Origin of the sequence: Allobacillus saliphilus (genome assembly GCF_018138385.1) — a bacterium.
In the GTDB taxonomy this organism is placed as follows: Bacteria; Bacillota; Bacilli; order Bacillales; family Alkalibacillaceae; genus Allobacillus; species Allobacillus saliphilus.
In genome coordinates, this window is the sequence record NZ_JAGSIE010000009.1 from 45,773 (window position 1) to 58,409 (window position 12,637).

At 37.0% G+C, this 12,637-nt stretch carries 9 protein-coding genes; 3 read left to right on the forward strand and 6 right to left on the reverse strand.

Going from position 1 to position 12,637, the window contains the following annotated elements:
- Nucleotides 1–69: 69 nt before the first annotated feature.
- Complete coding sequence (locus KC820_RS03370) at nt 70–1,335, reverse strand: mechanosensitive ion channel (RefSeq protein ID WP_212368070.1); 1,266 nt, start codon at nt 1,333–1,335, stop codon at nt 70–72.
- Between the two features lie 138 nt (nt 1,336–1,473).
- On the opposite strand from KC820_RS03370, the gene KC820_RS03375 reads away from it, so the two are divergent.
- A complete protein-coding gene (locus KC820_RS03375) occupies nt 1,474–2,391 on the forward strand; it encodes a glycerophosphodiester phosphodiesterase family protein (RefSeq protein WP_212368072.1) in 918 nt (305 codons plus the stop codon).
- A 50-nt stretch (nt 2,392–2,441) separates the two neighbouring features.
- On the opposite strand, the gene KC820_RS03380 is transcribed toward KC820_RS03375, so the two are convergent.
- Both KC820_RS03380 and KC820_RS03385 read right to left on the reverse strand, forming a co-directional pair.
- On the reverse strand, nt 2,442–4,484 hold the full coding sequence (locus tag KC820_RS03380) for a penicillin-binding transpeptidase domain-containing protein (protein ID WP_212368074.1): 2,043 nt from the start codon (nt 4,482–4,484) through the stop codon (nt 2,442–2,444).
- Between the two features lie 36 nt (nt 4,485–4,520).
- Entirely contained in the window at nt 4,521–4,838 is a 318-nt protein-coding gene (locus tag KC820_RS03385; RefSeq protein ID WP_212368076.1) for an SCP2 sterol-binding domain-containing protein, read from the reverse strand.
- Nucleotides 4,839–4,969: 131 nt separating this feature from the next.
- On the opposite strand from KC820_RS03385, the gene KC820_RS03390 reads away from it, so the two are divergent.
- Entirely contained in the window at nt 4,970–5,116 is a 147-nt protein-coding gene (locus tag KC820_RS03390; protein ID WP_212368079.1) for a lmo0937 family membrane protein, read from the forward strand.
- A gap of 100 nt (nt 5,117–5,216) precedes the next feature.
- A complete protein-coding gene (msrA, locus tag KC820_RS03395; protein ID WP_212368082.1) occupies nt 5,217–5,744 on the forward strand; it encodes a peptide-methionine (S)-S-oxide reductase MsrA in 528 nt (175 codons plus the stop codon).
- Between the two features lie 47 nt (nt 5,745–5,791).
- Here the strand turns inward: msrA and KC820_RS03400 are convergent, their stop codons facing one another.
- The 3 genes from KC820_RS03400 to KC820_RS03410 form a co-directional block, all read right to left on the reverse strand.
- A complete protein-coding gene (locus KC820_RS03400) occupies nt 5,792–7,780 on the reverse strand; it encodes a S9 family peptidase (RefSeq protein WP_212368085.1) in 1,989 nt (662 codons plus the stop codon).
- A gap of 101 nt (nt 7,781–7,881) precedes the next feature.
- Complete coding sequence (locus KC820_RS03405) at nt 7,882–11,463, reverse strand: dynamin family protein (RefSeq protein WP_212368088.1); 3,582 nt, start codon at nt 11,461–11,463, stop codon at nt 7,882–7,884.
- A 47-nt stretch (nt 11,464–11,510) separates the two neighbouring features.
- Nucleotides 11,511–12,548 (reverse strand): GGDEF domain-containing protein, encoded by a 1,038-nt coding sequence (locus tag KC820_RS03410; RefSeq protein WP_212368091.1) that lies wholly within the window; start codon nt 12,546–12,548, stop codon nt 11,511–11,513.
- Between the last annotated feature and the right edge of the window lie 89 nt (nt 12,549–12,637).

The window sequence follows — 12,637 nt, forward strand, 5'->3', positions numbered from 1 at the left end:
ATTTTCATTATATTGTAACTAAAAAAACCGTCCACTGCCCTATTGGGCCATATGGACGGTTTCGCTAGTTTATAATGTTGGTGGTTCATCTTTGGAACCAGGTTGATTTTTGTGTGTTTCCTTATTGATTTTCTTTTCAGCTTTACTTAATTGGTTTTTGGCAAACTCTCTACCGCCAATACCAAATGAAATTGCAAATGCCGTCATTAGGCCACCTAGGATTAATAAAAAGCCTAGATTAACGATTGAAGTCGCGAATTGTAACTGGTCAAGTGTCATAAATACTGCAAATACAATAATCACATACTTAATGATAGTTGCAGATGCTTTGCTTCCAGTGTATTGACGAATCCATTTGTCTAGAAGGTTTGCGATAAAGAAGCCAATACCCAAGATTAGTAATGCACTTACTAATAATGGTAGGTATTCAAGAACAGCACTACCAATGTTATTCAATACTTCTAATTGTAGGACGTTCAATGCCTCAACGGTAAAGAATAAGACAATGATAAATTTAACTATATTTGTGAGTACTCTCGATAAATCGAAGGAAGGCTCTTGAGTTTCACTTACTCCAACAGCTTGATAAATTCTGTCGATGCCTGCCCCTTTGAGTACACTAAATAATAGGTTTCCAACGAATTTTGCAATGTAATAGCCTAATACGACTAGCACAATTGCTACAAAGATATTCGGAATCATACTTAGAACGGTATTTAAAACCTCTGTTACTGGTTCTGTAATGGATTTAATATTTAAAGCATCTAATGCCATTGTAATGACTGGAATCAACACAAGAACATATACGACATTTGCCAATACATTTGATAAAGCATATTGATTAGGTGCCTCACCTGCTGAATCAGGATTTAACTTTTGATACCAACCATCGATGTGTAAGCTTTGAAGGAATTTGAATATCAAATCTTTAATAAGTCTGGCAATAAATACACCTAATACGAGAATGATTGCTGCTGCAATCAAGTTCGGAATAAAGGTTAGCATCCGATCCATCATGTTCGTTATCGGTTTGGCTACAGAATCCATCCCTAATGCATTAAGAATAGATGGTAAGAATAGGATGAATATGAGGTAGTAAACGATGTTACCGATAATCTTGAGGATATCTTCTCCTTGCTCTTTGTTTTGTACAATTGGAGCTTTACTAATTGCTTTGTGAAAGCCCATTTTAACAAAGACTTTTGTAATGAGGGCTTTTACACCTTTAGCGATAATCCAAGCTAACAATAGAAGTAATAGTGCATAGATGACGTTCGGAATTGCTTGGATTAATTTGTCTAACATTGATTCTAATGAATCTGTAATGTTACCCATTTTCCACTCTCCTTTATATTAAAATAATGTCTCGTTTAACATATTACCTGCCAGAGGGCTGACTAAACATGATAAGTGTTTCATCAACATTGTTCGACAATAGCAAACTAATAAATGCTTTTTAAGGAGGACATCAAGTTGGAAAAAGATAAGCGCAATCCATATAAAACATTAAGTATATTACTATTGATTTTAGGTGCAATTTACATACTCTTAAATATCCTACCAATTCATCACGTCAATGCTCACCCTTTTTTTGAAAATGGGGACAAGCCATTAGTTATTGCACATCAAGGTGGAGAGCATTTAAGACCTTCTAATACGATGATCGCCTTTGAATATGCAACAGAACTCGGAGCAGATGTACTTGAAACGGATATACATATATCTAAAGACGGGTATTTAATTGCAATCCATGATCCGACAGTCGACCGGACGACAGACGGGATTGGTCGAGTTGCGGATTATACGTTAAAGGAATTGAAGCAATTGGATGCTGGTTATTATTTTGAGAAGAACGGAAAACATCTGTACCGTGGCCAGGGGATCCAGCTGATAACAATCGAAGAATTATTTCAACGGTTTCCTAATATGCATTTTGTATTAGAAATTAAAGATACAAATCCGGACAATCAAATAGATTCTATTATTAAGCGATTAGTTCACTTAATTAATACATATGAAATGCGGGAACAAGTACTTATCGGATCATTTGATCAAGAAGTAGTCGATCGATTTCGAACTCAAGCAGGTCCTGGTGTTGTAACGTCAGGTGGCAGAGACGAAGTAAAGAAGTTTGTGATTTTCAACAAGTTTTTTCTTAAAAACTTTTATCGCCCACAAGTAGAGGCCTTACAAATTCCTCAAGCAGAAAGTGGTTTTGATTTAACGACAGAATCTATTTTTACAGGAGCAAAGCGAATAGGAATGAACCTTCACTATTGGACGGTTAATGATCCGAAAGATATGCGGCGATTAATTGAAAAGGGTGCTGATGGCATAACGACTGATCGACCTGATTTACTAATTCAAGTATTAAATGAATTAGGTTACTAAACACCAAAAGACTGTAAGGAAGCTATCGCCTCCTTACAGTCTTTTGTAATTTACTGACTCATTTTTTCATAAAACATTTTTGCTTTCTCAACGGCATACCCGCTTCCGCCTTTATCTTGCACGCCTTCCAAGAGTATTCCTAAAACGAAATCAGGTTTATTTTGATCATACGAAATGAATAGACCATTTTGCTCATCATTTTCATCTTCATGGCTAGCTTTTAACTCAGCTGTTCCTGTTTTCCCAGCAATCTCTCTACCGTTGATCTCGGCAGCTTTTGCTGTTCCTTCCGTCACAACTTTTCTCAATAATCCTTGTAGTCGCTCGACGTTTTCACTAGTAGTGATTTCACTGAGCCATACTTCTGGAGATTCTGCTTTGAGCAACAGAGGCTTTTGGACATCTCCTTCATTTGCAATTCCACCATAAATGGATGATAAATGAACAATATTAATCAAAACTTCTCCTTGACCGTAGGCAGAATCAGCTAATTGCCCTTCAGAGCTAAACTCTCCGCTATTGGATATTTGTGATGTTGCCATTGGATAAGCAAATGGAATGGATTCTGCAAACCCTAATGCTTCCAGTTCTTTACGGAAAGTTTCGCCACCCATTTTTAATCCTTGCATAGCAAAGTATATATTGTCAGAATGTTTAAACCCTGTTTCCAGGTCGACATTGGTATGATTTGTGCTGACACGAGTTACTTTAAAATCACCCCAAGAATCGTCTTTTTGCCAACGCTTTCCTTCTATTTTCAATGCTTCGTTCGGATCAAGTGTTCCTGCATTTAATCCCGCAATCGTCGTTAAAAGTTTCATGGTTGAACCAGGTGAATAAGTAGAAGAGAAACGATTAATGAGTGGCTGATTAGTGTCTTCGGATAACATGTTGTATTCCTCATCGGTAATTCCGTGAACGAATCGGTTTGGATCAAAGCTAGGCAAACTCACTAAACTCGTTACTTCTCCTGTCTTTGGATCGATTGTTGTTGCCGTACCTTTCTCTTCTTTCAAAACGGAATATAATTTTGATTGAAGTTCAGCATCAATGGTGACCGTTATATCTTCCCCATCTTTTGCTTCCTGTGCAGCTATTGGTGTCTTGGAACCATCCGGTTTCTCGATATAGAGCTCAACGCCATTAATACCACGTAGCTGGTCTTCATATAATTGTTCCAATCCTCTTTTCCCAACAATATCACTTGATGAATAGCCTTTTCCTTCAAGCTCTTCCAAATCTTCAGCGGTTACTTGTCCAATGTATCCCGTTAAGTGTCCTAGTACGTCTTTATATGGATAGATGCGGTCAACGACAACACGAGATGATACACCCGTAATCGCAACAGCATTTTCTACAATATCTTCATCGTCTAACATAAATTTCTTTACGGGTACAAAATGGTCTTCATCAACCCAACTTTGTGTATATTTCTCTTTAATGGACGAAGATGATACATTCAAGATGTTCGCTAATTCTGAAAGAGAATTTTCATTGAAATCCATAGGTGTTACGCCGACTTCATACACTTCACCATTCGCAGCAATGAGATTGCCATTTCGGTCCAATATTTCTCCGCGAGATGCCGGTGTCGTTTGGTATCGGACCTCGTCTTCTGCCTGCATGCCAGGCATGATGAATGAAGGATCCCATTCAACAAACCAACGATCCTCTTCACTTTTTTCATCTTCTTCGTCTTCATTCAACGGGCGTGTCAACTGTAATGTATTTTCATATTGAATTTGTCCCGCTAACGTGTTGAACGAAATTTGAATAGGTACTTCATATTCCGTCATCGTTTTAAGCTCTTCATTTGGCAACTCTTCTACTGGTTCTGTGCGTTCAATAGTAACTTGATCAACAGAAAGAGCATCGTATAAGTGGTTATATCGCTCTACGAAATCTTCATGAGAAAAAGCTGTCTTAGTATTCTCACTTAAATAGCTTTTGTATAATCCTTCGAAGTCATTTTGCATCCACTTTTCGATATACTCATCAGCTGTATCGTTTGGATTTGGATATTGTGTTTCTTCTTCTGAACACGCTGCCAAAAATAATATTATTGTCAAAAATAAAACAATCGTTCTTTTCATTATTGACCTCCTTACTTCTTGAACCGCTCTAAATCGTTAGCGGTAATTGTTCAGCACATTTTGTAGTTTTAATGCAAGACCAATATTTCCATCTACTTTAATTTTCCCCATCATGAAAGCTGATGTGGCATTCAGTTGCCCATCGAGTAACTTATGTAAATTTTCTTCTTTCAGTCGCAAGCTACATTTTGCCTTGTCGGTAGCTTCTTCACTCAGTTCTACGCCACGCTCAAAAAATTCAACAGAATACGCTTCGCCTTCACTTAAGATAAAATTATAGGTAGCGGACAAATGATCTAACCTACTTGGATCTTCATTCATTTTCTTAACTAATGCTTGTAATTTTTCTTTCATCTCATCATCCCCTGTTTTTGCTCGCTTATTTCATTATAACAAATATTAAATTTTTCGATAGGACTGAAGTTTTAATAAGGTGTCTCTAGGGTACTTTATTAATAAACACAAAGAATGATGAGGTGAAGAAAATGCTTTGGTGGATTGTAGGAATTATACTTGCGATCTGGTTAATCGGTTTTGTACTAGATATCGCTGGAGGTCTTATTCATTTATTATTAATTGTCGCAGGAATTGTTTTTGTCTTTCAATTGATTACAGGAAAAAGGAAGTTATGACGAAGGAGTCTTGGGTGTACATCAACACTCAAGGCTTTTTTATTTTGCGAATACCTTTCAACTGCTATAATTTAATATGTTATGAAAGGAGTGCTATGCGATGGATGAACATAAAGAAAAAGCCGTATTCGCCGGTGGATGTTTTTGGTGTATGGTAAAACCATTTGATCAATGGGATGGTGTTTACTCCGTCACCTCTGGTTATACGGGTGGACATATAGAAAAGCCTACATATGAGCAAGTGAAAGAAGGAAATTCAGGTCATTATGAAGAGGTGGAAATTGTGTTTGATTCAAGTAAGATTTCATATGAATTGATTCTGGATCTTTATTGGAAACAAATTGATCCAACCGATTCAGGCGGCCAGTTTCATGATCGCGGCCCTCAATATCGGACAGCGATATTTTATCAGAACGAAGAGCAAAAACGGGTGGCCGAACAATCGAAGCGTGAGTTGGAACAATCCGGTCGATTTAAACAACCGATTGTCACAGAAATTTTGAAAGCTTCTACTTTTTATCCTGCAGAAGAAGAACATCAATACTTTTATAAAAAGAATGAGGAGCACTACTTAAAAGATCGTGCACAATCCGGTCGAGATGAATTTATTAATCAGAACTGGAATTAAAAAAAGCAGCATTCTCGAAATGGTCGGGAATGCTGCTTTTGTATTACTTATTGTAAATGTTCATCAAACCAACCGACAATATGATTCAATCTTTCTATACGTAGGTTTGGTTTCCCTGTTCGCGATAAATTATGATCAGCTTCAGGAAAACGAACGAATTTTGTTTTTTGCTGACGATATTTTAAAGCAATAAACAATTGTTCCGCTTGCTCGATTGGACAGCGAAAATCATTTTCATTATGAATAATCAATAAAGGAGTTTCCATTTGGTCGACATAAGCGATTGGTGAGTGTTTCCATAACTTTTCTACATCCGAAAATTCTGCTTGAATTTGCCAGTCGCTGAAATAGTAACCGATATCACTGACGCCGCGGAAACTAATCCAGTTGGAAATACTCCGCTGCGTAACGGCTGCTTTAAAGCGATCTGTGTGACCAACAATCCAATTTGTCATGAAGCCACCATAACTGCCTCCAGTTACACCTAATCGATCTTGATCAATCCAATCATATTGATTGGTAATATAATCGACACCATTCATAATATCTTCATAATCACCATTTCCATAGTCACCTCGTACCGCATCGACGAAAGTTTGACTATAGCTATGGCTTCCACGAGGATTCACATATAGGACTGCGTAGCCCTTTGCAGCCAATAATTGCATTTCATGAAAAAATGTATTGGCGTAAAAAGCGTGTGGCCCACCATGAATATTGACAATCATCGGGTATTTTTTACCTTCTTCATAGTCGGCCGGTTTCATAAACCATCCGTGAATAGTCCAATCATCTTTACTTGTATAGGTAATGGCTTCTGGTTCAACTACCTTCGTTTTCTCCAAAAATGAATCGTGAAAGTGAGTGAGTTGATCTAACTTACCCGTTGGAATATCCAAAGAATAAAGCTCGCTTGGACTTGTAGGGGTGCTAATCGTCAACAATGCCTGTTGGTTTTCTCCATTCACATCAAACCCATAAATATGAAAGTCATCTTGTAAAGCTGGATACAACTCTCCATCTACATTGCCGTAATAGAGAACGATATTTCCTTGTGTTGAGACAGGAAAATAAAAATCGCGATCGCTAGCCCATACAATTAGCTGCAAAACAGGTTGCTGTTGAATATCAGCCACGACAAAATCTCCAACAGGTGCATCTAGCCCTTCTGTCAAGCAAGTTTTAATCTCTGTTTCTAGGTCATAATGATATAATTCGGTATGAGTCGCATTTTCATAGGTTCGACCCATCTCCACAAATAATAATTGTTTTCCATCTGGGGAAACACGTAAACCAGCGACATATCCATCCTCTGTTTCGATTAAAGTGGATTGCTTACTGTCTATGTCATAACGATAGAGATTCATATTAAAGTTAAAATCTTGATCTGTCTCTTCATCCGTTACATAGAAAAAAGACTGACCATCAGGCATCCATTCCATGACACTAAAGTTTTGATGGCCACTTAATAACGTATCAACTTCTTCGCTTTCAATATCAAGTAATTTTACTTGCTGATAACTCTCTTCTAACAATCCAACTCCGTCTGCTTTGTATTTCATTCTTTCAATAACTTTAGGTTTTGGAAAATCTTTTTCTTCTTTTTCATCTTTCTTTTCTTCATCATTCTGCTCGTCTTCTTTGTTTGCAGACACATGGTAAATTACTTTTTGTCCGTCAGGTGAAAAGATTGCACTATTTACACCTTTCTCTTCGTCGGTAATCTGCTTTGCTTCGCCTCCATTTTTGGACATCAAAAACACTTGATTCTTTTCATTTCGTGTTGATAAAAATAGAAACTGTTCTCCGTTAGGTCCCCACTGGATGCCGGAGACTCTATCTTTACCATGAGTCCAAGCCTTTACTTTGTTTGTTGCTCGATCCCAGTGATATAAGTTTGAGACATAGGTATTTTTCTCTTGATCCATCTCTGTTCGGACGAAAAGTGCTTCGTTTCCGTCTGGTGAGAATTGTGGATCGGAAACGGACGAAATATGGAACAAATCGTCTGCTTGAATAAAGCTTTGCTTAGCCATATGTACCCCCCTAGAATATGAAAAGCTAGTAGATAAAATTCTACTAGCTTTGATAGATTAAGATTATTATAAATTAAAAGATAATTTTTGTCGATTACAAATTATACGGATCGATGCGCAGCTAGAACTTCATTTAGATTGGTTTGTAGCTGTTCGAGTGATGAGATGACTTCCTGACTTTCAAAGATTAATTGTTTATGTTTCCGTTCTAAATCAATGTTTTCCAACGTTTCATCCATTAATTGCTTTTTCGTTGCATGTAACTTCTTCACGAATGAAATGTGTAATGCATCATCAAATTGCTGAATGACTTCTGTTTTCTTATTACCGATCCACCGGGTGATTTCTTCAAATAATTCACTTCGGCTACCATGTTCAAAAAAGTCTTTTTTGTTTTTAAAGTATTTTAAGAAAGATTTCTTTTCATCATCCGTCATTTGAAATGAAAATGTCGGTAATTCTGTACCTGTATAATTTTCCGTTTCAAAGAATAACTTCTCTTGCGGAAAGCTTTCTTCAATGAATTCATTGAATTCATCAATCAACTGATTTTTAATCCGATTCATTTGGTCATCCAGTAAAATGTCGATTTCATACCATTCTTTCGTTAATTTTTGTCGAATGAATTGAACGGTTTGTTGCAAAGCACTGGCTAGCTCTTCTTTTCCTTTTTTTCCATTTGATTGAATCACTGCTGGATTGATCGTTGCCTTTAACCATTCAATCGACTGGATATCAATCCGCTCCGCTAAATAGTGCGTTAGCTCAGTGGCTTCTTGAGTAAGCTGATTTTCTAATACGCCAACATCAAAACTAGCTAGCTTCGACTCGAGTTCATTTCTTTCTTCTAACCCTCTGGACAGTGTTTTTTGCTTTTCAGATTCAGTCAAGCTTGCTTCCCGAATCGTTTGTGCAATAAATTGTTGTAAATGAGTTAGTTCACCAATAAGGTTTTGAAAGACAATTCCTTTCGCACCCAAATCCATAAACTGATAAAAAACTGTTTGAAGTTGATCTAGTTGTTGAACAGCAAATTCGGCTGGTTGTTCTGTCAAAAGCTCTTTACTGGAGATTGGGAATATTGCTGGTTGTCCAATTCCGTATTGTTTTAGCTGGGATTTCAAATAGTTTTTAACGTCATTTAATTCTTGTTCTGAATCCGCTAAATCGGCTGCATTTAAAACGAAAAACATTTTTCCAGCAGTTATTGTCTGACTTAGTCTACCTAGTTGTCTCAAAAATTCACGGTCAGCACGCGAAAAGGCATGGTTGTAATAATTGACATACAAAATAACATCAGCTTGTCTAATATATTGAAGCGAAACATTCGTATGTCTTGCATGGATGGAGTCCGCTCCAGGTGTATCCACAAGAGTGATTCCTTCTTGTGTTAGTGCACAATCATAGAAGATCTCTACTTCTTGGACGAAACAAGATATATGTTCTTTTGTCACATAGTCTGAAAATGTATTTAACGTTTCCTCTTTTGTTTGACTGAGCCATGTTTTTGCTTGTTGGATTCCTTTTAAATAGGCATCAATAAAGGAAGCTTCCGTTCGTTCGAAGTACGTTCTTAATGTATCCCATTCCTTCTTTAAATACTTTGTAATCTCGGGAATACTAGTGAACTTCTTTCGGGTATATGGCTCAAGAATTTGTTGCAATTGTTCCTGAAGCATTTCATCGGATTTAAAACGTACGATAACTTTTCCGTGCTCATGATCATTTGATACAGGTCTGATTTTATTGATAGCAGCAGTTGTCGGGTTTGGCGAAACAGGTAATAATGAATTACCGAGCATAACATTGGCAAACGACGACTTACCCGCACTGAAAGCTCCGAATAATGCGACGGTATACTCTTTTTCTTGGACCTGTTTAAAACGAGCTTTTAACTTCGTTGTCAATTGATCGATAATCGGTAATTGCTCGGCTTGGTGGATGATTGCCTTCGTATCAGATTCAATTTGTGTGTAATCCAATGATTGATTGGATATTTCTTGCATGAATGGTTCTGTTGGTGTAATTGTTTCATCCAATTGATGATCATCTGCTGCCTGAACGAGTTTTTCAAGACTTTTCTTCTTCCGGTGACTCACCTTTTCTTGCCACGCCTTGTTTGTTTCCTCATTAGCCTGTTGAGTATCATTCGGTTCAAACAACTGACTCCGTAATTGAGTGACCACTTGTTTGATTTCTTTAACAAAATCTTGATTGGTCTCTGCACGGATCGAATTCTGTTCCTGAACAAGTTCGTCTAGTTGACGATGGAATTCAGATGACTTCTTTTCACTAATCGATTCGATCAATGGAAGAAACTTTTGAATCGATTGTTGTTGAATCGATTGGTGTAACGCTTTCGTATAAATCAATACGTAATCACCCGTAACTTGGGCAGACGGGTTTACGTTACTTTCAATTAACTCTTGGTCTGCTTGAAACGAAATTTCTTGAACTTGCTGTAAAAGTTCCTTTTCATTCGTAAGCTCACGCACGTTCTTTTCTAAGTGGGAACGAACAGCCCAAACCATTTCAGATTGAATGCGATTATTTAATTGATGTAAGAATTGATCCGTTCTTTCTCGTTTTTCTGCTTCGGTCTTTTTCTTTGCAAAAAGTCCACCGACTTTAAAGTTCTGTTGCTGGGAATATAAGTATTCCTTTGCTAACTCTCGTGTTTCAAAGGTCATTAAATAAGCATTGGATAAAATGGCATCCAACTCTTTCTGAAGCGACTGTTTAACAGTATTCATTTTGTGTTGAATATTTTCTTTCTGTTCTTCAATCAACTCTAAACGGTTCAACAATTGTTCTTGCCCTGTGTTTCCTGAATGGTCGCTTTCCCATTGTTCGATGATTAAGTCTAATTCTCGTTTGATTTTTGAATCTAACTGATTCGGTAATTCCACCATTCGCTGTTGTAACGTATCTTTAAATACATAAAATTGATTCAATGGAGATTCTGTATCCTTCAATGAAGTAAAAAACATAGCTTCTGGATACAAGCTCCATTCTTCATAGCTGACTCTTAATCGTTGTTTATATGAATCAAACAGCAACTCTTTCTCACGATGTTTATCGATTTGGTTAATCACAATCATATAAGGAACTTCTCGACGTTCCAACTCTTTTAAAAATCGAAAATTCACTTCAGACAGCACATGATTGTAATCCATTACATAAATGAATAAATCAATTAAATGAATTTGATTTAACGTACGGTCGAATTCAGCGTCGTCCGAAGAGTCAATCCCTGGAGTGTCCATAATCGTTACTTGGTCGCGCAAAAAATCATTTTGTTTATAAATTTGAACGGACTGTACGATGTCGCCATTTTTAGATAGCTGTTTAATTCGTTGCTCATTAACATGGTCATCTTCAGTATATGTACCATCATTCAATTGATAAACAGCCTTATCTTCTCCTGCCCTAATCTCTACAATATTCGCACTCGTTGGGATCGGGCTGGAAGGTAAGATTGTTTCACCTAATAGAGCGTTAACCATCGATGATTTACCAGCGGAAAAATGGCCAGTAAATCCAATAGTCACTTCTTTCTTCTGCCACTTTTCATACAAGTCAATTACCTTATCGCTCAGTTCATGGTGTTTATTCTCTGACAATATTTTCAATAATGGATCGAAATTAATCGTATTTGATTTGTTCATTACTTGATTACCCATGTTCTCGATCTCCCTAGTCTTGTCGTTTTTCTAGATTGTTTCAGCTTTTAATCATGCACAATTTGGTTCTTACCTTTTTGCTTAGCAAGTCGCAAATGGTTCGTTGCTCGGTTTAACAGGTCTTCTTTCGTATCGTCTTTCTCATTGATTGCGATACCGTAGCTGAGTGTAACCTGTTCACCTTCAAGTTCTTTTATCGATTCGAGGTTCGTGTTAAAGTCATTATTCCAGAATGTGATGGCTTTTTGGATTTCTTGTAAATCCGTTGAAAAAGCTAGAACAGCAAAATCCTCGCCACCGTAACGGAAGCAGTAGCCGTCATTGCGTGAAATGGAATGTCTAAGTGTATGACCAAATGCAGTTAAAATGTGGTCACCAATAATGTAACCATATTTCTGATTAAGATGATCAAATTCATCTATATCAATTAAAATAAGTGAAAACGTCCATTCGTTTTGTATAAGTTTTTCCGTCGTATTGTGAAAAGAACGGTGATTATACAAACCAGTTAGAGGATCTTTAACGACCGCATCATCAAAATAATGAATTTCACGTGGTTCTGGTTTCCGTTGCTTTGTGACGATGAATAATGAAATTCCTACTAACGCTAGAAAAATCATATGAAAACCGTATACCCATAAGTGCCATCCGTCCGTATATTGCTCTTGAAAGATCCAGATACCGGTAAATCCGATGAAGATTAATCCAAAAATGAAAAGAAACCCAATGAGGCGCCAGTATATGAGTCCATGAATAATTACAAGCAGTAAAAAAGGCGAAAATAGACTATTTACGCCACCAGTAATTAAAACTAACCACAAAATGGCGAGTAAATCCATGCCGACTGAAACGACAGCAAATACGCGATGGAACTTGTGGAATAATGGCTTAATCCACAAAATGACTTGGATGACTAATGTATAAACGAAAGCGAATCCAATGAAGTATAAAAATAAATCCTCTTGTGATTTGAGGTAATCTAAATACGTTGAATAGTAAACAAGAAAAGTTACTCCGATAAATATAAGCCACCGGACAATTGAAAAATATTGTTCTGATTTTCGGAAGTTATCTGTATAAATCATATGGATTCCCCTATGTATGTTTTTAATGAAATATTTCTTGCTGAATTTATACACTAAAAAGAGGCTGAATAAACATCCAGCCTCTTGCT